The 23,859-nt window shown below is 69.0% G+C and carries 17 protein-coding genes; 6 read left to right on the top strand and 11 right to left on the bottom strand.

Features of this window, described 5'->3' with window-relative positions; genetic code table 11:
- The first annotated feature begins 139 nt into the window (after positions 1-139).
- From PV396_RS07305 to PV396_RS07315, 3 genes are all read left to right on the top strand, one after another.
- Complete coding sequence (locus tag PV396_RS07305) at positions 140-1,306, top strand: acyl-CoA dehydrogenase family protein (RefSeq protein ID WP_319202293.1); 1,167 nt, start codon at positions 140-142, stop codon at positions 1,304-1,306.
- Between the two features lie 328 nt (positions 1,307-1,634).
- Positions 1,635-2,240 carry an ATP-dependent Clp protease proteolytic subunit gene (locus tag PV396_RS07310; RefSeq protein WP_416071351.1) on the top strand — a complete coding sequence of 202 codons (606 nt, stop codon included), beginning with the start codon at positions 1,635-1,637 and terminating at the stop codon, positions 2,238-2,240.
- Between the two features lie 122 nt (positions 2,241-2,362).
- Positions 2,363-3,028, top strand: a complete 666-nt coding sequence (locus PV396_RS07315) for an ATP-dependent Clp protease proteolytic subunit (protein ID WP_319201604.1) — start codon at positions 2,363-2,365, stop codon at positions 3,026-3,028.
- A 149-nt stretch (positions 3,029-3,177) separates the two neighbouring features.
- On the opposite strand, the gene PV396_RS07320 is transcribed toward PV396_RS07315, so the two are convergent.
- The 4 genes from PV396_RS07320 to PV396_RS07335 all read right to left on the bottom strand — a co-directional run bounded on the left by PV396_RS07320 (position 3,178) and on the right by PV396_RS07335 (position 11,151).
- Positions 3,178-3,921: an SDR family oxidoreductase gene (locus PV396_RS07320; protein ID WP_319201605.1), complete on the bottom strand. Its 744-nt coding sequence runs from the start codon at positions 3,919-3,921 to the stop codon at positions 3,178-3,180.
- A gap of 104 nt (positions 3,922-4,025) precedes the next feature.
- Positions 4,026-5,225 (bottom strand): globin domain-containing protein, encoded by a 1,200-nt coding sequence (locus PV396_RS07325; RefSeq protein ID WP_319201607.1) that lies wholly within the window; start codon positions 5,223-5,225, stop codon positions 4,026-4,028.
- Positions 5,226-5,346: 121 nt separating this feature from the next.
- Positions 5,347-5,787, bottom strand: coding sequence for an Rrf2 family transcriptional regulator (locus tag PV396_RS07330; RefSeq protein WP_319201608.1), 441 nt, complete (start codon positions 5,785-5,787; stop codon positions 5,347-5,349).
- Between the two features lie 144 nt (positions 5,788-5,931).
- Entirely contained in the window at positions 5,932-11,151 is a 5,220-nt protein-coding gene (locus PV396_RS07335; protein ID WP_319201610.1) for a family 43 glycosylhydrolase, read from the bottom strand.
- A gap of 281 nt (positions 11,152-11,432) precedes the next feature.
- On the opposite strand from PV396_RS07335, the gene PV396_RS07340 reads away from it, so the two are divergent.
- Positions 11,433-12,920 (top strand): family 43 glycosylhydrolase, encoded by a 1,488-nt coding sequence (locus PV396_RS07340; RefSeq protein WP_319201612.1) that lies wholly within the window; start codon positions 11,433-11,435, stop codon positions 12,918-12,920.
- A gap of 77 nt (positions 12,921-12,997) precedes the next feature.
- Here the strand turns inward: PV396_RS07340 and PV396_RS07345 are convergent, their stop codons facing one another.
- The 4 genes from PV396_RS07345 to PV396_RS07360 form a co-directional block, all read right to left on the bottom strand.
- Positions 12,998-14,059 (bottom strand): iron-siderophore ABC transporter substrate-binding protein, encoded by a 1,062-nt coding sequence (locus tag PV396_RS07345; RefSeq protein ID WP_319201614.1) that lies wholly within the window; start codon positions 14,057-14,059, stop codon positions 12,998-13,000.
- Positions 14,059-15,888: an ABC transporter ATP-binding protein gene (locus tag PV396_RS07350; protein ID WP_319201616.1), complete on the bottom strand. Its 1,830-nt coding sequence runs from the start codon at positions 15,886-15,888 to the stop codon at positions 14,059-14,061. The genes PV396_RS07345 and PV396_RS07350 overlap by 1 nt, the downstream gene beginning before the upstream one ends.
- Positions 15,885-17,582 carry an ABC transporter ATP-binding protein gene (locus PV396_RS07355; RefSeq protein ID WP_319201618.1) on the bottom strand — a complete coding sequence of 566 codons (1,698 nt, stop codon included), beginning with the start codon at positions 17,580-17,582 and terminating at the stop codon, positions 15,885-15,887. Before PV396_RS07355 ends, PV396_RS07350 begins: the two co-directional genes overlap by 4 nt.
- A 98-nt stretch (positions 17,583-17,680) precedes the next feature.
- A complete protein-coding gene (locus PV396_RS07360; protein ID WP_319201620.1) occupies positions 17,681-19,033 on the bottom strand; it encodes a lysine N(6)-hydroxylase/L-ornithine N(5)-oxygenase family protein in 1,353 nt (450 codons plus the stop codon).
- An 85-nt stretch (positions 19,034-19,118) separates the two neighbouring features.
- On the opposite strand from PV396_RS07360, the gene PV396_RS07365 reads away from it, so the two are divergent.
- Together PV396_RS07365 and PV396_RS07370 are read left to right on the top strand one after the other, a co-directional pair.
- Positions 19,119-20,066 carry a methionyl-tRNA formyltransferase gene (locus PV396_RS07365; RefSeq protein WP_319201621.1) on the top strand — a complete coding sequence of 316 codons (948 nt, stop codon included), beginning with the start codon at positions 19,119-19,121 and terminating at the stop codon, positions 20,064-20,066.
- Between the two features lie 53 nt (positions 20,067-20,119).
- Positions 20,120-20,752: a GNAT family N-acetyltransferase gene (locus PV396_RS07370; protein WP_319201623.1), complete on the top strand. Its 633-nt coding sequence runs from the start codon at positions 20,120-20,122 to the stop codon at positions 20,750-20,752.
- 52 nt (positions 20,753-20,804) lie between these two features.
- Here the strand turns inward: PV396_RS07370 and PV396_RS07375 are convergent, their stop codons facing one another.
- From PV396_RS07375 to PV396_RS07385, 3 genes are all read right to left on the bottom strand, one after another.
- The gene (locus PV396_RS07375; protein ID WP_319202296.1) at positions 20,805-21,644 is read right to left on the bottom strand and encodes an ABC transporter ATP-binding protein; all 840 of its coding nucleotides are present in this window, start codon (positions 21,642-21,644) and stop codon (positions 20,805-20,807) included.
- Positions 21,645-21,724: 80 nt separating this feature from the next.
- Positions 21,725-22,831: a FecCD family ABC transporter permease gene (locus tag PV396_RS07380; RefSeq protein ID WP_319201625.1), complete on the bottom strand. Its 1,107-nt coding sequence runs from the start codon at positions 22,829-22,831 to the stop codon at positions 21,725-21,727.
- Positions 22,832-22,833: 2 nt separating this feature from the next.
- On the bottom strand, positions 22,834-23,859 hold the full coding sequence (locus PV396_RS07385) for a FecCD family ABC transporter permease (RefSeq protein WP_319201627.1): 1,026 nt from the start codon (positions 23,857-23,859) through the stop codon (positions 22,834-22,836).

Here is a 23,859-nt window from a genome sequence, read left to right on the forward strand (position 1 = left end):
CGGGTGGGTACACGGGCTCCACCGTCACGGTCTCCCACTTCGCCGCAGGTGGGCGACGGCGCGGAGGCCGCGGCCTTTCTCACCGCACACAGGCCCCGTCGTCCCCGCGGAGAAAAACCCTCTCGCCCAAGGATTGGTGATCACCATGGACCACCGCCTCACCCTCGAGCACGAGGAACTCCGCCGCAGTGTGGAGGCGTTCGCACACGACGTTGTGGCTCCCAAGATCGGCGACCTGTACGAGCGTCATGAGTTCCCGTACGAGATCGTGCGCGAGATGGGCAGGATGGGCCTGTTCGGGCTGCCGTTCCCCGAGGAGTACGGCGGTATGGGCGGCGACTACCTCGCGTTGGGCATCGCCCTGGAGGAGCTGGCTCGGGTGGACTCCTCGGTGGCCATCACCCTGGAGGCGGGCGTCTCCCTGGGCGCCATGCCTCTGTACCGGTTCGGCACGGAGGAACAGAAGCGGCAGTGGCTGCCCCAGCTGTGCGCGGGCGAGCTGCTCGGCGCGTTCGGCCTGACCGAGCCGGAGGCCGGTTCGGACGCGGGCGGCACCCGGACGAGGGCGGTGCGCGACGAGGCGACCGGCGAGTGGGTGATCAACGGCTCCAAGTGCTTCATCACCAACTCCGGTACGGACATCACGGGCCTGGTGACGGTGACCGCGGTGACCGGCCGCAAGCCGGACGGTCGCCCGCTGATCTCCTCGATCATCGTGCCGTCGGGGACGCCCGGATTCACCGTCCACGCCCCCTACTCCAAGGTCGGCTGGAGCGCCTCGGACACCCGCGAGCTGGCGTTCTCCGATGTGCGGGTACCGGGCGAGAACCTACTGGGCGAGGAGGGCCGCGGCTACGCACAGTTTCTGCGCGTCCTGGACGAGGGCCGGGTGGCGATCGCCGCGCTGGCCACCGGTCTGGCGCAGGGCTGTGTGGACGAGTCGGTGAAGTACGCCAAGGAGCGGCGCGCCTTCGGGCGCCCGATCGGTGCCCACCAGGCGATCCAGTTCAAGATCGCGGACATGGAAACGCGGGCGCACATGGCCCGGATCGGTTGGCGCGATGCCGCGTCGCGGCTGGTGCTGGGGAAGCCGTTCAAGAAGGAGGCGGCGATGGCAAAGCTGTACTCCTCCACGGTGGCCGTGGACAACGCGCGTGAGGCGACGCAGATCCACGGTGGGTACGGCTTCATGAACGAGTATCCGGTGGCGCGCATGTGGCGGGATTCCAAGATTCTGGAGATCGGGGAGGGAACGAGCGAGGTGCAGCGGATGCTGATCGCCCGAGAGCTGGGACTGCCTGCCTGAGTTTGTGATAACTCCAGCGGAGTGGCCGAGATCGTTCGCCAGGACTGGTGTATTTCAGCCACCACTCGATTTCGGGACACCGTCGAGTCCGCTGCGCCGATGGTCCTCTGCTGTCAGCAGAAGCAGCCGTGGAATCGAGGACACGTCCCGGCTGCCGTGTTAGCGTTGGGACGGTATCCGCGGTTAACCAAAAAGCCGACGCATTTGGCATTCTGTGGCAGCGGATATAAAGAAAAGGGAAATACTCCGGGCGGCTGCCACAAGCGCCGCCTCCATTATCTCTGGGGGTTCAGTGACCTTAGCGCGCGAATATTCGTCTGCCTCGCAGATGCCGCGGGGTGAAGGCGGCATCAGCGGCATGGCAATGGGCGACCAGGTATTCAGCCGGCTTCTGAGCGACCGCATCGTCTTCCTGGGCAAGGAAGTCGATGACGACATCGCGAACAAGCTCACGGCTCAGTTGTTGATGCTCGCCGCGGAATCCAGCGAGGACATCTACCTCTACATCAACTCTCCTGGTGGGTCGGTCACCGCGGGCATGGCCGTGTACGACACCATGCACTACATCAAGAACGACGTGGTGACGATCGCCATGGGCTTCTGCGCATCGATGGGTCAGTTCCTGCTGACCGCCGGTGCGAAGGGCAAGCGGTACGCCCTGCCCAACACCAAGATCCTCATGCACCAGCCGTCGGCCGGACTCGGCGGCTCGGCCACCGACATCAAGATCTACGCCGAACAACTGCTGCGCACCAAGCAGGAGATGGCGGCGCTGATCGCCCAGCATTCCGGCCAGGACGTCGACACGATCACCAGGGACTCGGACCGCGACAAGTGGTTCACGGCCCAGGAAGCCGCGGAGTACGGCCTCATCGACGCGGTGATGAAGTCCGCCTCCGGTGTCACGGGGGCCGGTGGCACGCTCGTGTCCTGAACGGACTACGGACAACGGACAACGGACTGGCCCGGCGAGGACCCCCTCACCCATCAGGGGCCGAGCCGGGCCGGCCGCGTCCGGCCACCGAATCACACCCGACCCCAAGAGGAGCCGAGACCATGGCCCTGCACGACCGTCCGGCCTCTGCATTAGGCGGTACGCCACCGCAGGCCCGGTACATAGTGCCCCGCTTCGTCGAACGCACGGCACAGGGAACGCGTGAGTACGACCCGTACTCCAAGCTCTTCGAGGAGCGCATCGTGTTCCTCGGAGCGGAGATCGACGACACATCCGCCAACGACGTCATGGCGCAGCTCCTCTGTCTCGAATCCATGGACCCGGATCGGGACATCGCCTTCTACATCAACTCGCCGGGCGGCTCCCACACCGCGATGACAGCGATCTACGACACGATGCAGTTCGTGAAGCCCGACATCCAGACCGTCTGCATCGGTCAGGCAGCCTCCGCCGCCGCTGTCCTCCTGGCCGCCGGCACTCCCGGAAAGCGCGCTGCGCTGCCGGGGGCACGCGTACTGCTGCACCAACCCCACAGCGGGGGAGCGCGCGGACAGGTCTCCGATCTGGAGATCCAGGCCCGCGAGATGCAGCGTGTGCGCGTGCTGGTGGAGACCGTCCTGGCCCGTCACACCGGCCGGCCGGTGGAGCGGATAGAGCAGGACATCGAGCGGGACAAGATCCTCACGGCCGAACAGGCGGCCGAATACGGCCTGATCGACCACGTACTGACCAGCCGCGAGAACGTACTGAACGATCGGAACAACTGAACCGGCCCCGGGCCCGGTATCCCCCGTCGGCTTGCTCGGGCGGGGGTTCTGCGTAGACAAGGACCTGATACGACGATGCCCCGCCGGCTTGGCCAGTTCTACTGATCCCCGCAACACCCTGGAGTTCAGGGAGTTGCGGGGATCGGGGCTTACGCAGCTGCGAGCCAGTCGGCGAAGTGGGTCTCGCCGAGGTGCGCGTCCGCGCCCGGGACGAGGGTGGTGTCCCGCAGTTCGGCTCCGGAGTACGTGGCGTGCTCGTCCGTGACGACCGTGCGGGGGTCGTTCTTCTCGGCGAGTACCTTGCGCAGCAGCTCGTCGAGCTGGAACAGATCCGGGCCGGCGATCTCCACCACGCCGTTGACCGGGGTGCCGACCGCCGTGCGGCCGACGGCCGCGGCCACGTCGTCGGAGTGGATGGGCTGGAACCTGACCGGGGCCAGACGCACGGTGTCGCCCTCGGTGGACATGTCCGCGATGGCGTTGACGAACTCGAAGAACTGGGTGGCGTGGACGATGGAGTACGGGATGCCGGACTCCCTGATCAGCTCCTCCTGGACCTGCTTGGCACGGAAATAGCCGCTCTCCTGGAGGCGTTGCGTGCCGACCACGGACAGCGCCACGTGATGGGTGACGCCTGCTTCCGCCTCTGCCTTGAGAAGGTTGGTCGTGGACGTGCGGAAGAAGTCCATGACGGGCTGGTCCTCGAAGGAGGGCGAGTTGGACACGTCGACCACGACCGACGCGCCTTCGAGAACCTCGGCCAGGCCCTCGCCCGTCAACGTGTTGACGCCCGTGTTCGGCGAGGCGGCAACCGCCTCGTGGCCGTGTTCGTTGAGCCTGACGACCAGCTTCGAGCCGATGAGTCCGGTGCCACCGATCACTACGATCTTCATTACGGATTCCTCCCGCGTTCGGTCTCTGTACTGAGAAAGACCGGACAGCGGCTCTGCCTGTGACAGCTGTTCGCCGGAAGACGGGAAAATTCTCCGCGGGCCCCTCAACGCCACAGGTCGGGGCCGAAGACCTCGTAGTGGATGGCGGAGGGGTGCAGCCCCTTGGTCAGCAGTTCGCCGCGCACCGCGCGCATGAACGGCAGCGGTCCGCAGAGGTAGGCGGTGGTGTCCGGGGCGGGGGTGAGGTGGTCGAGCGTGGCACGGCCGGCGAGGACGTTGCTCGCGGCGGAGCGGTGGGCGTCGTTCTCGTACCAGAGGTGAAGTTCCGCGTCGGCCAGACGGGTGACGAGGTCTGCCTGCTCGGCACGGTGGATGTGGTCGCCGGGGGTGCGGTCGGCGTGGACGACGGTGACGGGACGCGGGGAGGAGGTGAGGGCGAGATGGTCGAGCATCGACAGCATGGGGGTGATGCCGATGCCGGCGGAGGCGAGGAAGAGGGGGGTCTCGGCGGCGGGGAGCACGAGGTCACCGGAGGGCAGCGAGACGTCCAGCACGTCGCCCACCTCGGCGTGGGCGTGCAGCCAGGAGGACACCTCACCGGCCGGGACGGTGGCCTCGGCGGCGTCCTCGCGCTTGACGGTGATGCGCCAGGTCCGGTGGTCGGGTGCGGTGGACAGACTGTACTGGCGGATCTGGTGGGCGCCGTCGGGCAGTTCCACGCGCACACTGACGTACTGGCCGGGCCGGAAGGGAGCGGTGGGACGGCCGTCGGGACGGCGCAGGATCAGGGAGACGGCGTCGGCGGACTCCTGGTGGCGCTCGGCTATCTCCATGCGCCGCCACACGTCCCCGCTTTCGACGCCGGCCTCGGCGTACAGCCTGGCCTCGATGGCGATCAGGGCGTTGGCCATCAGCCAGTAGACCTCCTCCCAGGCGGCGCCGATCTCGGGGGTGACGGCCTCGCCGAGGACCTCGGCCACCGCCCCGAGGAGATGACGTCCCACCAGGGGGTACTGGTCGGCGGTGATGCCCAGTGAGACGTGCTTGTGGGCGATGCGCGACAGTACGGTGTCCGGGCGCTCGTCGGGGCGTTCGACCAGGAGGGTGGCGAACGCCGCCACCGAGCCGGCCAGTGCCTCGCGCTGGGCGCCGGTGGCCTGGTTGGTCCGGTTGAACAGGTTCCGCAGCAGCTCCGGGCGCTCTTCGAACAGCCGCCGGTAGAACAACTCCGTGATCGTGTTCAGCGAGGCTCCCACCACGGGAAGCGTCGCCCGGACCACGGGTACCGACTGTGCGGACAACATCAGACACACTCCTGGATCGTTGGTTGCTGGTAATTGGCATTTGGGATGCTTATTTTTGGGCGCAATCGCCCCGCCCGGTGATGGTGATCTCTTCGTGAGGCGGGCGAGGCGGAGGAGGCGGTCAGCCCGGGGAAGCGCTCAGCGTCAGCAGCAGCGGTCCCGTCGGGGAGGTCACGAGGTCGGCCACGGTCACCTCGTTCAGTGAGGAGTAGAAGGCCTCCTGCGCTTCCCGCAGTGCCCGCCTCAGTCGGCAGGCGCTCGAGAGGGGGCAGGGCGCGTCGCCCTCGCATGCGACCGCCTCCCGGTCGCCCTCCAGTGTTCTGACCAGATCGCCCACGCCGGTACGCCGGCCCGCGTCGGTGAGGGTCAGCCCGCCGTTGCGCCCGCGCCGCGCCTCGATCACCCCCAGGTGCTGCAACTGGGCGATGGCCTTCGCCATGTGCGTATAGGGGACGTTCATGGAGTCGGCGATCTGCCGCGTGGTCAGCAACTCCTCGCCGTCCACGACGGCCAGGCGCATCACTGCCCGCAGGGCGAGATCCGTGTATCTGGTCAGCCTCACGGCGGCAGCCTATCAATGTTGCATCTGAGATGCGTATTTGGGGAGGGGGTGACGGCGGGAACGCCGAGGGCGCGCACACCGAGCGGGCCGTCAGGCCCAACTCCGTGTGCGCGCCCCTGTGTTCGCGCTACCGGTACATCCGGCCTAGCGGCCGATCACGATGCCCTTCGTCGCAGCCCCGGTGCGGTTGTCGTACAGGACGACGCCCGTGGACTTCTTCCAGATCCGGATGCGGAACGAGTCGGGCTTGTCCGTCACCGTGACCCGGAAGACGTAACCGGCCTTGCCGTTGACCGTTCCGGAGCCCTGGAACACCGCCGTGGAGCCGGTGATCACCAGCCAGTCGGAGGACGTGGCGCGCAGCTGCACGCTCGGCTTCGGCTTCCCGGTGGCCGTGAAGTCGAAGGCCGTGCGGCCCTTCGGGACCGTGGCGTTCTTCGGGTAGGAGAGGCCGAAGGAGAACGACGCCTTGCCGCTCAGCCTCGGGTCGACCGCGTAGGAGCCGGCCCGGGACGTGATGGCGCCCTTGCCCGTCGCGGAGCCCGCGTCGGGGTTGTAGACGATCAGCTCGGGCAGCTGGGTGGTGGCCGAGGCCCCGTCGTCGTCCTTCACCGTGATCACCGGGCGGACGATGCCCGCCTTCAGGTAGGCGTGGGTCGCCTCGCAGGTGCCGATCGTGACCTTGCCGGCCGTCGGCGCGGTGCCGTCCTTCCAGTCGATCCTGCAGGTGTGGGTGTCGGACCGGCCCGGGTCGGTGAACTTCACCGACAGGCGGACCGGGGTGCGCTTGCCCGCCGGGACCGGGGTCTTCGGGCCCTGGACCGAGGTGATCGACGGCGGCGCGTTGGAGACGGTCACCGTCAGGGTGTCCTTGCTGCGGCCACCGGTCAGCGTGACCTCGTACGAGCCGTTGTCCGTGCAGGTGATGGACGTCGGGATCGTGGTCCTGCCGGCGAACGTGCAGGGCGTTCCCGGAGCCACGCTCCAACTCGGCGTGCCCGCTCCGGAGATGCTGCCCGTGAGCGTGATCGGGCTGCCCTCCGGGCCCGTCGCGTCGGCGCCGGCGTGGACGATCGTCACCGGGTCGATGCTCGACAGGGTCGGGACGACCTTCTTGATCAGACCGTCGGCGTCGAACTCCAGCTTGTCGATGGTCGTTTCACGGTGCATGCCGTCACCGCCGGGGATGGCGAAGCGGTGGTAGGCGATGTACCAGTCGTCGGTGTTCGGGACGTGGACCACCGAGTGGTGGCCGGGGCCCTTGATACCCAGGGTCAGGTCCTTCAGCAGGATCACACCGCGCTTGGTCCAGGGACCCTTGGGCGAGGAACCGGTCGCGTAGGCCACCTGGTAGTTCTCGTCACGGGTGTCGTTCTCGGACCACATGAGGTAGTAGACGCCACCCCGCTTGATGACGAAGGAGCCCTCGTTGTAGCCGCTCGGCGTGATGTCGGAGACCTTCGACGCGTCGAAGGAGACCATGTCGTCGTTGAGCGGGACCACATAGGCGTGGCCGTTGCCCCAGTACAGGTACGACTGGCCGTCGTCGTCGGTGAAGACCGCCGGGTCGATCATCTGGCCCGGGTAGGCACCGGCCTTCAGCAGCGGCTTGCCCAGGGCGTCCTTGAAGGGGCCCGTCGGCGAGTCCGACACCGCCACACCGATGTTCGCGTCGGCGCAGAAGTAGAAGTAGTACTTGCCGTTGCGCTCCTCCATCGCCGGCGCCCAGGCGCGGCTGTCGGCCCAGCTGATGTCGGGACCGAGGTCCAGGATGACGCCGTGGTCCTTCCAGTGGACCAGGTCCGTGGAGGAGTACGCCTTGAACTGCGTACCGCTCCAGCCGTCGAAGCCGTCTGTGGTCGGGTAGATGTAGAAGGTGTCACCGAACCTGACGATGTTCGGGTCCGCGTTCAGGCCCGGCAGCACCGGGCTCTTCATCTCCACCGCCGAGACGGTCCAGGTGCGCTTCTTGCCGTCCGAGCCGGTGACCTCGTACGTGAGCGGCTTGGTGAAGTCGCGCAGCGTGCCGGAGGCGGGGCTGATGGTCGCGCCGTGGGCCAGGATGAACTGCGGCGCCAGGGCCTTGATGTTGCTGCCCGGGTTGAGGGGCAGGACGACCTTGCTCTCCTTGTCGGTGATGATCGCGTCGACCTTGAGCGCCGGGTGGGTCACCGCGGCGATCCCGGTGGTGTTGCCGCCGAGCTCCAGGACCTCGGAGGGCGTCAGGGCCCGGTTGTAGATCCGGAAGTCGTCGACCTCGCCGCCGAAGTACGGGTCCGGTGAGTACAGGGACTTGCCGATGTAGCCGGAGTAGTCCTTCGACGCGTCGTACAGATCGGACGGCTTGATGGTGACACCGTTCACGCGGGCCGTCTCGGCGCCGTTCACATAGAGGATCGCCGTCTGGGTCGCGCCGTCCAGGGTGACGGTGACGTGCTGCCACTCGCCGGCGGTGAGCGGGGAGCCGCCGATCATCTGCTTCTCACCGGACCAGGTGGCCTTGGTGATCGCGGAGAACAGCTTGCCGGCGCCGTTGGACGGCGAGGCGAACAGGTACTTGTTGTTGTCCGGGCCGAGGCCGAAGAGCCACTGGAAGTTGTCGCCGCCCTTCCACTTGACGTACGTGGAGACGGTGACGCTGTTCGTGTCCTTCAGCACCCCGTTGGGGATCTTCACGTACGGCGAGCTGGAGCTGCTGTTGCCGCCGGACATCTGGAACGAGCCGCCGTGCACGCCGGTGCCGAAGGCGGGTGTACGGACGTAGGTGCCGTGGTAGCCGTGGCCGCTGGAGTCACGGGCGATGTTGCCGCCGGTCTCGTCGAAGTCGTAGTGCAGGAGCAGGTCGGCCGGGACGTCGGGGCCCTCGGCGGAGACCGTGACCTCGGCGCTGACCGCGATGGCCGAGTCGCCCGCGAGGTCGCCCGTCACCGTGAAGGTGCCGGCCTGCGCGTACTGCGACGCGTCCACGCTCGCCCAGGTGACCGCGACGGGCCGCTTCACGCCGTCCCCGGACTGGGCGATGACGGTGGCGGGAAGGACGGGGGCCTCACCGATGCGCGTCTCGACCTTCACGTTCTCGGCGCTCGTGATGATCTGGTCCGGCTGGTAGGTCTGCAGCAGCCGGTCGTACTCCGCCTGCGTGACCGGGAGCACTGTGCCGTGGCGGGGCTTGGACGGCAGGTCGTATCCGGTGGACGGGGTCCAGACGCCGGAGGCCAGGTCCGTCGTCTCGAAGGGGATGTAGCCGCGACCGCCGAACTCGTCGAGGAACGCGTACCACTTCTCCTCGGTGTTCGACTTGAACACCAGCGGACCCTCGGCCGCGCTCATCGCGCCCTTGCCGATGCCCTCGGCGACGGCGGTGTAGGACGGGTTGAGGATCGAGTCGCTCTTCTCCTCGAAGATGAACTTGCTGTTCGGCGTCGAGGAGCTGTTGTTCCGCTCGTCCTTGGACAGGCGGTAGTAGGTGTCCTTGTCCTTGATCATCGTGGAGTCGATGACCGAGTAGCCGCGGTCGATCCACACCTTGGGCGCGCTGAAGGTGCGGAAGTCACGGGTCGTAGCGTACATCATGCGGTTGTACGTGTCGCCGGAGTGGTCGGGGTTGTCGTAGAGCTTCGACGCCCAGAAGACGACGTACGAGCCGAGCTCCGTGTCGTAGAACGCCTCGGGCGCCCAGGTGTTGCCGGCCGAGTCGGGGGAGACCTTCACCAGGCGCTGGTCGGTCCAGTGGACCAGGTCGGTGGACTCCCACACCATGATGGACTTGCTGCCGGTGCGCTGGGAGGCGTCCCAGTCGCCGTTGCCGTAGATCCGCAGGTCGGTGGCGATCTGGTAGAACTTGTCGCCTTCGGGGGAGCGGATGATGAACGGGTCGCGCAGGCCCTTCTCACCGAGCGTGGAGGTCAGGACGGGCTTGCCGTCGTTCAGCTCCCGCCACTTCAGCGGGTCGTTGCCCTTGCTGAGCGCCGCGTAGAGCTGCTCGCCGTCCGCGGTGCCCTCGCCGGTGAAGTAGCTGAACATGTAGCCCTTGAGGGCTTCCCTGGCGGGGAGTTCGGGGATCTTGGCCGTCAGGACCCGGGTCGCGGTGGCGGTGCCCTTGGTGATCGTCGCGGTCAGCTCGGTCGTCGTGCCGCCGGCGCCGTGCGCGGGGCGGTGGACCACGCCGTCGGTCGCGATGACTTCCGGGTTCGCCGAGGACCAGGCAATTGCCGTGCCGTAGGCGCCTGTTGTCGGAAGCGTGATGTTCCCGCGTACGTCGTCGATGTTCGGGAGGGTCAGCGCGTCGGCGGCCTGCTGAGTGGCGGTGGCGTCGTCGAAGGTGGCCGGGACCGTGATGTCGAAGGTCTTCGTGTCACTCACCGGGCCTTTCTTCAGGGTCGCCGTGAGCGTGGCGTGGCCGTCCGGCTGACCGGCGGCCGGGCGGGTGACCACGCCGGAGGCCGAGACCACCGAGGCGTTGTCGCTCGCCCAGGTGATGGCGGAGCCACCGGCCGGGCCCGCGCTCGGGAGCGTGAGGTCGGCGGTCACCGCGCTGGTGTCGCCCAGGGTGAGGGCCGACTTGTCGGCGGCGACGCCCTGCGCGGCGATGGGGACGGAGAGTTGCTCGACCTCCGTGCTCGCCAGCGCCCGGTCGTAGACGCGGAAGTCGCGGATGTTGCCCTTGAACAGGTTGTCGCCCGGGTAGACCGACTTGCCTACGTAGTTGGCGGTGGTCTTGCCCGCACCGACGGAGCCGGGGGTGAGGGTGATCGCCGTGTTGCGACCGACCTCCACGCCGTCCTCGTAGAGCACGCCCGTGTTGCCGGTCTGGGTGTAGGTGATCTGCTTCCAGACGGCGCGCTGCAGGTTGGTGCCGGCGCTCCGTGTCGTCTGCTCGGTCGACCAGTTGCCGCTGGCGATGGACGTCCGGTACGAGTTGCCCGTGGTGAACAGGTAGCCGTTGCCGGCCGACCCGCTGGTGTTGCCGAAGCCGTAGATGAAGTACGGGCTGGACTGGGCGGAGTCGATCTTCACGTCCATCGCGACGGTGATCGAGTTCATGCCGCTCATGATGTTGTCCGGCACCTTGATGTAGGTGTCGGAACCGTTGAAGGCAAGCCCGTCACCGGAGTTGGACCATCCGGCGGTCCCGTTCACCGTGCCCGTACGGCCGTTGCCCGACGCGTCGGTGACGGTCGTGCCGGAGGCCGCGTCTAGCTTGTACCAGAGGGCCAGCCCGTCGGTGATGTCGGCCGCGTCGGCGTGAGCGGGCACCGACATGGCCAACGGCCCGGCGAGGCCCAGGAGAAGCGATGCGGCGGTCAGTCCGGCGAGCCTTTCGGACCAGGGTCTGCTACGGCCGCGTGATCGCGCGAGTTGCATCGTTTCGGCTTCCTCTGATCGGACACGGGGGAGGGGCGGGAGACAACAGGTTTCGGCTGTGTGTCCGCGCGTTGCGTGAGTGTCAATCGGTGCGACCAGAGGCGTCAAGAGTTTTCGAACAATGTTCGGCGGGTCGGACAACTTGTTTTTTACGCGAGACATGCCCAAACGGAACGGAACCTGTCACAACCGTTGACTCATGCACCCCGCGTACCTATGTTCTGGCCGAAGTTACGCACACTGTCCGATATTTCGAATCACGATTGTGAGAAGGGGCATCTGTGTTCCGTACCCGTCATTGGCTGACCCTCCTGGCCGCTCTGCTGGCGCTGCTCGTACCTGTCGTCGGCATTCAGCCCGCCGGTGCGGCCGAGGGGCGTCCGTACACAAACCCTGTCAAGTCCCAGAAGGGCGCCGACCCCTGGCTCGAGTACTACAACGGCAACTACTACCTGGTCACCACGTCCTTCACCGGCGTCCTGACCATGCGCAAGTCGCCGACCCTGGCCGGGCTCGCGACGGCTCCCAGCGTGCAGGTCTGGAGTGACACCACCTCCACCCGCAACAACAACTTCTGGGCGCCCGAACTACACTTCTTCGACGGCCACTGGTACCTGTACTACTCGGGCGCGCCGAGCGGGGCCGCCTGCTGCGACCAGCAGCGGACGTACGTGGTGGAGAGCGCCGGCACCGATCCGATGGGCCCGTACACCTTCAAGAACCAGCTCACCGGCTCCAACCTCGACCCGGGCGGCTGGCTCATCGACGCCACCGTGCTGACGTACAACAACAAGCTCTACCTGATCGGCAGCGGTGCCATCGGCGGCAGCAAGCAGAGCCTGGTCATCGCGCCGATGAGCAACCCCTACACGATCCAGGGCTCCACCTTCAGCCTCATCTCGCAGCCGACGCTGGCCTGGGAGACGTCCGGGGCGCCCGTCAACGAGGGACCCGAGCCGCTCTACCACGACGGTCGGACTTTCCTCACCTTCTCCGCCAGCTACTGCCAGACCGCCGACTACAAGCTCGGCCAGCTCGAACTCACGGGTACCAACCCGCTGTTGGCGTCCTCCTGGACGAAGAAGCAGACGCCCGTCTTCCAGCGCAACGACGCCGCCGGGGTCTACGGGCCGGGCCACAACGGGTTCTTCACCTCCCCCGACGGCACCGAGAACTGGATCGTCTACCACGCCAACGACTCGGCCTCGGGCGGCTGCGGCAACGGCCGTACCACCCGCGCCCAGAAGTTCACCTGGAACGCGGACGGCACGCCGAACTTCGGCACTCCGGTCGCGCTCGGCACCACGCTGCCCGGCCCGTCCGGCGAGACCGCCGCGACCCCGACCGCGTACACGCTGGTGAACCGCAACAGCGGCAAGTGCCTCGACGTGGAGGGCGGGAACACCGCCGACGGCACCAACATCTTCCAGTGGACCTGCAACGGCGGCGCCAACCAGAAGTGGCGCATAGAGGACCAGGCCAACGACACCAGCCGGCTGGTCAACGTCGCCACCGGCAAGGTGATGGACACCGCCGCCTGCGCCACGGCCGACGGCACCGATCTGCGCCAGTGGTCCTGGCTGAACAACAACTGCCAGAAGTTCAGGCTGGTTTACACGGCCACGGGCGACTACGTCCGCATCGTGAACGAGTCCACCGGCAAGGTCGCCGACGTCGCCGACTGCTCCACCGCGAACGGCGCCGACGTACGCCAGTGGACCTGGCTGAACAACAACTGCCAGCAGTGGCAGATCAAGCCCACCACGTGAGCCGATAGCTCCCGGACAGACCCCATGGGCGTGGCCCGACCGGAACTCCGGTCGGGCCACGCCCAGTTGCTGTTCCGTCAGCTCGTCGCCTCGACCACCTTCGTGGCCGTCTTGCCGTCGACGGCCGCCGACAGTTGCGGGACGAGCCGCTCCAGCATGTACGGCAGGCTCAGCACCGACACGAACGACACCGAGTTGCCGTAGTCGCTGGTCTCCTTGACGAAGACCTCACGGTCCTCCTTCGCCACCTTCAGGTCCGCGTACAGGGGGTCCTTGCGCAGCTTCGCCTTGTCCTTGGCGGTGTCGGAGACGATCCACACGATCGCCTCCGTGTCCAGGAGGTCGGTGCGCTCCTTGCTGATGTTGGCCCCGAACTCGTCACCGATGACCTTGTCCAGGTCGGTGGGCAGCTTGAAACCGAGGTTCGTGAGGACGCGCGAGCGCGGGTCCTGACTGCCGAAGACGAAGATGCCCTCGTACGGGGTCGCCATCAGGGCGGTGGCACCGGCGAACTCGGGGTGCTCGGCCGCCGCCTTCTTGAAGTCGGACTCGACCCCGCTGACCAGCTCCTTCGCCTTGGCCTCCTGGCCGAGCGCCTTGCCGATGATCTCGGTCTGGTTCTGCCACGGCACGCCGAAGTCGTTGTACTCCTTGGGCTGGGCCACCACCGGGGCGAACTTCGACAGCGTGTCGTACTGCGCCTTCGTCAGACCGCCGTAGACCGCGAGGATCAGGTCCGGCCGGAGCGCGGCGATCTTCTCGGTCTGCGGGCCCGTCCCGGTGTCCTTCAGGACGGTCGGTACCGCCGCGCCGCCCAGCTTGTCCGTCGCCCACGGGCCGATGGCCCCCTTGTAGCCGCCCAGCCACTCGGTCGTGCCCACCGGCACCTTGCCCAGCGCGAGCACGGCGTCCTGGTCGGTCAGACCGACCGTGACGATCCGCTTCGGCTCGGACTTGATCGTCGTGCTGCCGTACTTGTGCGAAAGGGTCACCGGGAAGGCGGAGTTGGCGGACGCGTCGGCGGCGGGGCCCGGCGCGCCGGAGTCGTCGTCGGAGCCGCAGGCGGCGGCGGTGCCGAACAGGAGCAGTACGGAGGTGAGCGCCGCGGCGAGCCGAGTGCCTCTGGGAGAGCCGAACATCAGTGGTCCTTCACGGTGGTGGTTGTTTCGGTGCTGGGACGCGTGGGGGGCTTCTCGGCTGTCGTACGGGTGCCGGACCAGGCCTGCCAGAGGGAGGCGTAGGTGCCGGCCGCCGCGCACAGCTCGTCATGGGTGCCGCTCTCCACGATCCGGCCGCCGTCCATGACGACGATCCGGTCCGCGTCGGCGGCCTGGGTGAGTCGGTGGGCGACCACGAGCGCGGTGCGGTTCTCGATCGCCCGGTCGGCCGCCTTCTCCAGCAGCCGCGCACCGGTACTGCCGGCCTCGGCCGTCGCCTCGTCCAGCACGGCGACCGGCGGATCCGCCAGCACCAGCCGGGCCAGGGCGAGTTGCTGCACCTGGGCGGCGGTGAGCCGGTGCCCGCCCTCGCCGACGACGGTGGCCAGGCCCTCGGGAAGCGCCGACACCCAGTCCAGCGCGTCCACTTCGGTGAGGGCGGCGCGCAGGGCGTCGTCCGTGGCGTCGGCGCGCGCGAGACGCAGATCGTCGGCGAGCGGACCCGCGAAGACATGCGTCTCCTGGGTGACCAGCGCAACCTGCAGGCTGTCGGCGGACGTTGAGGCGCCGGTGAGCACAACCGTGCCCGCGCTCGGCTCGTGCACCCCCGCGACGAGCTTGGCGAGCGTCGTCTTGCCGGCGCCGCTCGGCCCGACCAGCGCGACCCGCTCCCCGGCGGCCAGCGTGAGATGAACGTCCCGAAGGACGGGACGCCCCGCTATGTACTCGTGGTGGACCCCGGTCACCGTGACCGTGCCGGGTTCACTCCGCTGTGCCGGGAGCATCGGTGCGGCGGCCTCGGGCTCCGGTATGTCCGTGACGCCGACCAGCCGGGCCAGCGCGGCCGTCGCGGACTGGGCGTCGTCGAGCAGCGCCAGAGCCTGGTTGACCGGCCCGAAGAGGCTGTGGAAGTAGAGCGCGGCGGCCGTGGCCGTACCGATGGACACGGAGTCGGCGCGCACCAGCAGGAACCCGGTGACCAGGACCGCCGCGAGACCGGTGTACTCGGCGAGGTGCAGCCGGTTGTAGAAGTTCAGCACCAGCCGCACGCCGCGCATCGTCAACGCGACCGCGGCGGACGAGCGCCGGGTGACCGACTCGGTGTGCTCCTCCTCCAGCCGGAACGCCCGTACGGTGCCGGCGCCCGCGATGGTGTCCAGCAACTGCTGCTGCTGGGCCCCCATGGCGATGCGCTGCTCGGCGTAGAGCGGCACCGCGTTGCGCACGTACCAGCGCGCGGTCCCCGCCTGGATGGGCACCGCGAGCAGCGCGGCCAGCAGGAAGCGCCAGTCCAGCACGGCCAGCGCGGCGAAGGTCAGCACGATGGCCAGCAGGGAGCGGGCCAGTTCGGGCAGCGCGCTGCGCACCGCCTCGCCGACCACGGAAACGTCCCTGGTGACACGGGAGTTGAGGTCGCCGGAACCGGCCTTCTCCACCTGCTCCTGGGGCAGCCGCAGTGCCCGCTCGACGAACCGTTCGCGCAACTGCGCCAGCACGGTCTCCCCGAGCCGCGACACCAGGCCGAGCCCGAGCGCGGTGGCGACGCCCTGGACGACGGCCACCACGATCAGCAGGACGGCCGGGAGGGTGAGGTCGCCCGGCGGGCGGTGGTCGGCGACCAGGTCCACGATGCGGCCCAGCAGCGGCTGGACGAGCAGTCCGACAGCGGTCGCCGCGACCATCACGGCGAACGCGCCGAAGGCGAGCGGACGGTAAGGACGCAGTACCTCACGGACCGCCTCCCGGGTCCGCCGCGGTGTCGCCGTGGGCAGCAACTCCCGGATACTGCTGGAGAGTTCGTCGCCGCTCATGCCAGCACCGCCGCTCGGTAGGTCTCGTGACGGTTGATCAGGTCGGTGTGCGAGGCGGTGTCGGTGACCCGGCCGTCCTCGAGCAGCACCACCCGGTCGGTGACCGACAGCAGCGCGGGACTGTTGGTCACCAGTACGGTCGTACGGCCCTTGCGGATCTCCCGGACACCGGTGGCGATGCCCGCCTCGGTCACCGTGTCGACGGCGGTCGTCGGATCGTGGACCACCAGGACGGGCCGTTTCGACGCCAACGCCCTTGCCAGCGCGACGCGTTGACGCTGCCCGCCGGAGAGCGAACGGCCCCGCTCACTGACCGCGGTGTCCTCACCGTCCGGGAGGGTCTGCGCGACCTGGGCCACGCCCGCCGCGGTCATCGCCGGTCCCGGGTCGGCGTCGGGCGGGGCGGACGCGGTGACGTTGGTGCGGACGGTGCCCTCGAAGAGGTCGGCGTCGTGCTCGGCGACCAGCAGGGCGGTGCGGAGTTCGGCGGGGTCCAGGTCCCGCAGGGGCGTGCCGTCCAGTTCGACGGTGCCCGACTCGGGGTCGGACTGCCGGGCCAGGCAGCGCAGCAGGTCGGTGGCGTGGACGGGGTCGGTCGCGACCACGCCGAGCAGTTCACCGGGTGCGATGTCGAGGTCGAGACCCTTGAGGCCGCCGAGGGTGACGCCGGTGAGCCGGACGGCACCGCGTACCGGCCGGGTCAGGGTCGCCGTGCCCGGGGTGACGTTGGGCGGAGCGGCCAGCACCTCGGCGATACGGGTGGCGGAGGCCCGGCCCTGGGCGAGCTCGGCGTTGACCCAGGCGAGGGTCTCCAGCGGGCCGAGCAGGAACAGGGCGAGCCCGACCGCCGACACCAACTGGCCGAGACTGATGTCCCCCTGGGCGGCGAGCCGGCCGCCGACCAGGGCGACGGCGGCGATCAGACAGCCGGTGAGGGAGAGCACCATGCCGCTCTGGAAGGCCTGCGCGCGGGCCGCCTTCAGGGTGGCCCGGAGGGAGTCGCGGCTGGTGGTGCGGTAGCGGGCCAGCGCGGTGGACTCGCCGCCGATGCCCTTGAGGATGCGCAGGCCGGCCACCAGGTCGGCGGCGACGGCCGAGGCGTGCGCGGCCCGGTCCTGCTCGGCCTCGCTGCGCGATTCCAGGGGCTTGCTCAGCAGATGGCCGAGCCACAGCAGCACCGGCGTGCCGAACAGCACGACGAGCCCGAGCGTGACGGACATGCGCAGCAGGACGACCGCGCCGACCAGGATGCCCGCGAGGGCGGAGATCCCGGCCATGGCCGCCATGCTGACGGCGCCGACGCGTTTGGCGTCCTCGGTGGCGATGTTGGCGAGGGCGCCGGGCAGCCGGCCCTCCTCGGCGCCGCCACCGGGGGCCAGGATCCGGCGTACGAGGGTGACGCGGAGGGTGTGTTCGGCCTGGGCGGCGGCCCGGTCGGTGGACCAGGCGCCGAAGCGCCAGCTGAGCGCGAGACCGACGTAGACGAGGGCGAGGACGGCGAGCCAGGTCAGCAGGGCGCCGGTGTCGGAGCCCGTGACGGCGCGGTCGATGACCAGACCGATGACGACCGGCACCATCACCTCGCCCAGCTGATGGCCGGAGCCGAGGAGCGCGCCGAGGGCGACGTCACGCCGCTGCCCTCGGACCGCCTGCCGCAGGACGCCACGCCCCGACGGCTGTGAAGGACTACTCACCCGTAACCCTCCGGGATCGGACGACAGTTGGGGCCGGAAGGCCTGTCCGGGCACATGTGCGCTCACCCGGACAGGCCAAAAACTTAGGTGAGGGTACCCTAAGTTGCTGACGCCTGCCCAGAGCTCACCACCGCGTCGCCCGTGCGACGGGCGAGCAGGGAGTCGAGGATCTCTCCCGAACGCACGGCCGTCGTCGACAGCAACGTCGAGGTGAGACCGTGCGTGTGCTCGGTCGCGCCCTGGAGGTAGATGCCGGCGGTGACCTCAGGTGCCGCCTCGACGCGGTGATCGCGGCCCACTCGTACGGCGTCGTTGTCGTCCCGCAGGCAGAGCTTCGCGGCTCTGCCCAGCAGGGTGTCGAGGTCGCGGGGGCGGTAACCGGTGGCGTGCACGAGGACGTCGCAGGAGAGCACCTCCCGTTCTCCGGTGGGGAGATACTCGACGGTGACGTCCAGCCGGTCGTCCAGTTGCTCGACGTCCCGGATGCGGGAGACGTTGCGCATCCGCAGCCGCTCGGTGCCCTGGACCTTCTCGCGGTACATGGTGGCGTACAGCGTCTCGATCAGGTCCATGTCGACGACCGAGTAGTTGGTGCTGCGGTGGTACTCGTGCAGCGACTGCTTCACCTCCGGCCGGGACCGGAAGTAGACGTCCACCGCCTCCGGGTCGAAGATCCGGTTGGCGAACGGGCTGTCGTCGGCGGGCGTGTAGCCGTACTTGGCGAAGACCGCGCAGACCTCGGCGCCCGGGAACGAGCGGTGCAGGTAGTCCACCGCCTCGGCCCCGCTCTGCCCCGCGCCGAGGACGAGGATGCGGTCCACGGAGGTGCCCTTGGCGGTCAGCTCGCTCGTGCGGGGGACCAGTTCGCTGTTGTGCCAGATGCGGTCCGACAGGGCGGTGCCCGGCGGAACATGCGGTTCGAGACCGACGGCCACCGAGATGTTGCGGGCCCGGCGGACCACCGTACGTTCCGGGTCGCCCGGTACGCGGCTGACCACGTCGAACCAGCGGACCTCGCCCTCCTCGGTCAGCACGGGGTCCACGGACAGCACTTCGGCGTCGTACGTGACCTGGTCCGCGATCCGGGCGGCCGCCCACTCGAAGTACTCGTGGAACTCGATCCGCAGCGGGAAGAGGGTCTTCGCGTTGAGGAAGTCCACCAGCCGGCCGCGGTCCCGCAGGAAGCACAGGAAGCTGAAATCGCTGGTCGGGTTGCGCATGGTGACCAGGTCCTTGAGAAAGGACACCTGCATGGTCGCGTCGTCGATGAGCATGCCGCGGTGCCAGCCGAACCGCGGCTGGCGTTCCAGGAACTCGGCGTGTATCCGCTCCTCTGGCGCGGCTTGTGCGTTGTGTTCCGCGATGGCTATGGCCAACGCCAGATTTGACGGGCCGAAGCCGATACCGAGCACGTCATATATGGCGTCCGGCGCGTCGTGCAGTGCGTTCACCGCAACTTCCCTTCCCCTAGGCGCCACTGATATTAAATAAGGTTAGCCTTACCTTGCAATGGTGTGGTCTACGGAAGGATCGACTATGCGGGTCGTCATGTTCGGCTATCAGACCTGGGGGCACCGCACGCTCCAGGCCCTGCTGGACTCCGATCACGAGGTGGTCATGGCGGTCACCCACCCCAAGAGCGACCACGTCTACGAGAAGATCTGGGACGACTCGGTGGCCGACCTCGCGGAGAAGCACGGCATCCCCGTGCTGCTGCGCAACCGCCCCGACGATCCCGAACTCCTCGCCAAGCTGCGGGAGTTGGAGCCTGACCTGATCGTCGCCAACAACTGGCGGACCGTGCTGCCCCCGGAGATCTTCGACCTCCCGGCGCACGGCACGCTCAACATCCACGACTCGCTGCTTCCGGCGTACGCGGGCTTCTCCCCGCTGATCTGGGCGCTGATCAACGGCGAACGGGAGGTCGGGGTCACCGCCCACCGGATGAACGCCGAGCTCGACGCCGGTGACGTGCTGTTGCAGCGGGCGGTCCCGGTGGGGGCGCGCGACACGGTGACCGACCTCTTCCACCGCACTGTGGACTTGATCACACCGGTGATCCACGAGTCCCTCGCGCTCATCGCCTCCGGGCGCGCGGAGTGGATTCCGCAGGACCGCAGCAGGGCGAGCTTCTTCCACAAGCGTTCCCTGGAGGACAGCCGCATCGACTGGACCTGGCCCGCCGAGGACCTCGAACGCCTCGTCCGCGCCCAGTCGGACCCGTACCCCAACGCCTTCACCCATCACAGGGGACAGCGGATACGCATCGTCGAGGCCGCGGTCTCCGAGGGCTGCTACGGCGGCACACCGGGCCGGATCTTCATCCGCGAGGGCGACGGAATCGTGGTGGTCGCGGGCGCGGAGGCCCGGAACGGGCGGCTGCGGGGTCTGCTGGTGAAGAGGATCCGGACGGAGGACGGGACGGAGCTTCCGGCGACGGAGTACTTCCGGACGATGGGCGGGTATCTGACGGCGCGGCCCTGAGGCAGTGCCAATATCCGATCGACGCCGGTTCACGGTGACGCCAGGATGGCGGGATGCCAGAACTGCGAACCGAACGTCTGCTCCTGCGCGCGTGGCGGGAGTCGGACCTCGCCCCCTGGGCGGCCATGAACGCCGACCCGGAGGTGCGCGAGCACCTCGGAGACCTCCTGACCCGTGAACAGAGCGAGGCCTCCGCCGCCGGCTTCCAGGCCGACCTCGACGAACGGGGCTGGGGCTGGTGGGCGGTGGAGGTCACGGGCACCGGTGAGTTCGTCGGCTTCGCCGGGCTGGACCCGGTCGAGGACGACATGGCGTTCGACGGGGTGGAGGCGGGGTGGCGGCTGGCCCGCTCCGCGTGGGGGCACGGATATGCGACGGAGGCCGCTCGGGCGGTGGTGGGGTTCGCCTTCGACGAGGAGGGGGTGGGCCTCGAGGAGGTACTGGCCATCACGACCGCCGCCAACCTCCGGTCACAGGCGGTGATGCGGCGTCTTGGCATGACGCACGACCCTGCCAAGGACTTCGACGACCTGACGGTTCCGGAGGGGCCGCTGCGGCGGCATGTGGTGTGGGGGATCCGCCCCCGCCGCCCCTACCCGTCCCATCCCTGGGGGCTGCGCCCCCAGACCCCCGCTTTCGGCCCTGAAGGGGCCTCGTCCTCAAACGCCGGACGGGCTGAAATCTAGCCCCTCCGGCGTTTGAGGAGCGGGGGTTCGGGGGGCAGCGCCCCCGAGGAAACTATGGGGCCGTCTGGTGATGGCGGCCCAGCGGGATCACCATCGGCGTGGCGCTGACCGGGTCCGGGGTGATGCGGCACGTCAGGTCGAAGACATCCTCCACCGTCTCCGCCGTGATGACCTCGCTCGGCGGACCCTCCGCCACGATGCGCCCCGACTTCATGGCGACGACGTGATCGGCGTACCTGCAGGCCTGGTTGAGGTCGTGGAGGACCATCACGACGGTGCGGTTCTCGCGGCGGTTGAGGTCGGTGATCAGGTCCAGGACATCGATCTGGTGGGCCAGGTCGAGATACGTCGTCGGCTCGTCCAGGAGGAGTACGGGCGTGCCCTGGGCGACCGCCATCGCGATCCACGCCCGCTGCCGCTGACCGCCGGACAGCTCGTCCACGGCACGATCGGCGAGGTCGGTCATGTTGGTCGCGGCGAGCGCCTCGTGCACGGCCTCCTCGTCGGCCTTGGACCACTGTCGCCACCATGTCTGGTGCGGCGAACGGCCCCGGTTGACCAGGTCGAGGACCGTCAACCCCTCGGGGGCGACCGGGCTTTGGGGCAGGATGCCCAGGCGTTGCGCCAACTCCCGGGTGGGGATGGACTGGAGGGCCCGCCCGTCCAGGTGGACGGCGCCCTCGCGGGGTGCGAGCAGCCGGGCCAGGGCACGCAACAGCGTCGACTTTCCACAGGCGTTGGCCCCGACGATGGCCGTGATGCGGCCGGGCGGGACGGCCAGGTCGAGGCCGTCGACGACCACCCGGTTGTCGTACGACAGCCGCAGCCCCTTCGCCCTCAGGTCCGGGTCGGCGGCCGGCTCCGGGGTGCGGGGGAGGGGATCGGCCGGCATGGTGTCCTCGGTGGTCCTGGTGCTGGAACGGGCCGTCGGGGCGGCGGCGGTCGGCATCGTTGGGTCCGTCGACATGGGGATCAGCCTCCTGAACCCGCGCGGTTGGCGCGGACGAGCAGCCAGAGCAGGATGGGCGCGCCGAGCACGCCGGTGACGATTCCGACCGGCAGTTCCGTGCCGGAGATGAGCGTACGGGCGATCAGGTCGCTGCCCAGGACCATCAGCGCCCCGGTCAGTCCCGAGGCGAGCGTGGGCGGCCACGCGGTGCGCGCGAGGCGCTGGGCGATCTGCGGGGCGGCCAGCGCCACGAAGGCCACCGGTCCGGCGGCGGCCGTGGCGAAGGCGATCAGGCCGACGCCGGAGAGCAGGATGGCGAGGCGTACGGGCTGTACGCGGGTGCCGAGGCCGGTGGCGACGTCGTCGCCGAGCTGGAGTGTGCGCAGCAGCCGGCCGAGCAGCAGTGCCGTCGGCAGCAGGACGGCCAGGGCGACGGCGAGCGGTCCGACGTCCGACCACGTACGTCCGTTGAGGTTGCCGACCAGCCAGCCCAGCGCGGCCTGCGCCTGGAACCGGCCGCCCTTGGCGACCAGGTAGTCCGTGGCGCTCGTACAGATCCAGGCGACGCCGATACCGACCAGGATGATCCGGTAGCCGGTGGTGCCACGTCGCCAGGCCAGGGCGTACACGAGGAGAGCCGTGGTCAGCGCCCCGAGCAGGCCCAGCGTCTGGGTGCCGAGGCCGCCGTCCCAGCCCAGGACGATGCCCGCGACCACGAACGTGCCCGCGCCCTGGGTGAGGCCGATCATGTCGGGGCTGGCCAGCGGATTGCGGGTCATGGTCTGGAACAGCCCGCCGGACACCCCGAACGCGATCCCGGCCAGCAGTCCCACCAGCGAGCGTGGCAGCCGCAGTTCCTGGACGACGAGCACGGTACCGGGGTCGCCGGAGCCGACCAGGGCACGTACGACGTCGGTGAAGGCGATCGGGTAGTCGCCGATCGTCAGACTCCAGCAGAAGAGGAGGAAGGTCGCGACGGCGAGCAGCGTGGCGACCGTCACCAGGCGGGGGCGCAGGATGCCGGAGACCGGGGGGACGGTCAGGCGGTAGGTGCGGACGGGTGGCGAAAGCCGCTCGGCGGAGGGGGCCTTGGCGGAAGAAGGCGTGGCCGGAGAGCTCGAGGTTGTCATCGTCAGGCCTCCGCCAGCTTGCGTCGTCGGACCAGGGCGATGAAGAACGGCCCGCCGATGAAGGCGACGACGATCCCGGCCTGGACCTCGACCGGCCGGGCGATCATCCGGCCGACGATGTCCGCCGACAGCAGCAGGCAGGGTGCGAGCGCCGCCGACAGCGGCAGCAGCCAGCGCTGGTCCGGGCCGATCCCGGCCAACTGGGCCAGTACCCGGGCGACGTGCGGCACCACGAGCCCGACGAAGACCACCGGGCCGATGACCGCGACGGCCGCCCCGGTGAGCAGGGTGACCGCGGCGACACCGCTGAGCCGGACCAGGCCCAGCCGCCGCCCGAGGGAGGCCGCGACGTCCTCGCCGAGCGCCAGGCTGTTGAGGGCGGGCGCGCAGCCGAGCGCCAGTACGGCGCCCACGAGCAGGAAGGGCAGGATCCGCAGCACGGTCGCCCCGTCCTGGTCGGCCATCGAACCGGCGGTGAAGAACCGGTAGCGGTCGAGTGCGTCGGGGTCGGTCAGTGCGATCGCGCTGGTCAGGGAGTTGAGCAGGGAGGACACGGCGATTCCGGCGAGGGCCAGTTTCACCGGGGTGAGCCCGGACCTGCCGAGGCGGCCGAGCAGATAGACCAGAACGCTCGTCACCAGCGCGCCCGCGAACGCGAACCAGACATAGCCGTAGAACGAGCCGAGCCCGAACACCCCCACGGCCAGCACGATCGCGAACGAGGCACCGGCGGTGACGCCGAGGATTCCCGGGTCGGCGAGCGGATTGCGGGTCAGCGCCTGCATGAGCGCGCCCGACAGTCCGAGCGCCGCACCGGCCGCGAGGCCGAGCGCCGTTCGGGGTACCCGCGCCGACCAGATGACGTTGTCCACGAAGCGGCTGGGCGCGTCACCGAACAGTGCCCGCACCACCTGATCGGGCGGAATGCTGGCCGCGCCGAGGGCGAGTGACAGAAGACACAGTCCGAGCAGGACGGCGCCCAGCACCGCCACCAGAAGTACGGGGCGAACCCTTCTGCCCCGCGTCAC

Source organism: Streptomyces sp. ME02-8801-2C, assembly GCF_033793965.1.
GTDB lineage: Bacteria > Actinomycetota > Actinomycetes > Streptomycetales > Streptomycetaceae > Streptomyces.

Bases quoted from the DNA above. Each gene is read 5' to 3' on its own strand.
- PV396_RS07310 (WP_416071351.1), top strand. From the start codon at position 1,635: ATGCCGCGGGGTGAAGGCGGCATCAGCGGCATGGCAATGGGCGACCAG.
- PV396_RS07315 (WP_319201604.1), top strand. From the start codon at position 2,363: ATGGCCCTGCACGACCGTCCGGCCTCTGCATTAGGCGGTACGCCACCG.
- PV396_RS07320 (WP_319201605.1), bottom strand. From the start codon at position 3,921: ATGAAGATCGTAGTGATCGGTGGCACCGGACTCATCGGCTCGAAGCTG.
- PV396_RS07325 (WP_319201607.1), bottom strand. From the start codon at position 5,225: ATGTTGTCCGCACAGTCGGTACCCGTGGTCCGGGCGACGCTTCCCGTG.
- PV396_RS07335 (WP_319201610.1), bottom strand. From the start codon at position 11,151: ATGCAACTCGCGCGATCACGCGGCCGTAGCAGACCCTGGTCCGAAAGG.
- PV396_RS07345 (WP_319201614.1), bottom strand. From the start codon at position 14,059: ATGTTCGGCTCTCCCAGAGGCACTCGGCTCGCCGCGGCGCTCACCTCC.
- PV396_RS07350 (WP_319201616.1), bottom strand. From the start codon at position 15,888: ATGAGCGGCGACGAACTCTCCAGCAGTATCCGGGAGTTGCTGCCCACG.
- PV396_RS07365 (WP_319201621.1), top strand. From the start codon at position 19,119: ATGCGGGTCGTCATGTTCGGCTATCAGACCTGGGGGCACCGCACGCTC.
- PV396_RS07370 (WP_319201623.1), top strand. From the start codon at position 20,120: ATGCCAGAACTGCGAACCGAACGTCTGCTCCTGCGCGCGTGGCGGGAG.
- PV396_RS07375 (WP_319202296.1), bottom strand. From the start codon at position 21,644: ATGCCGGCCGATCCCCTCCCCCGCACCCCGGAGCCGGCCGCCGACCCG.
- PV396_RS07380 (WP_319201625.1), bottom strand. From the start codon at position 22,831: ATGACAACCTCGAGCTCTCCGGCCACGCCTTCTTCCGCCAAGGCCCCC.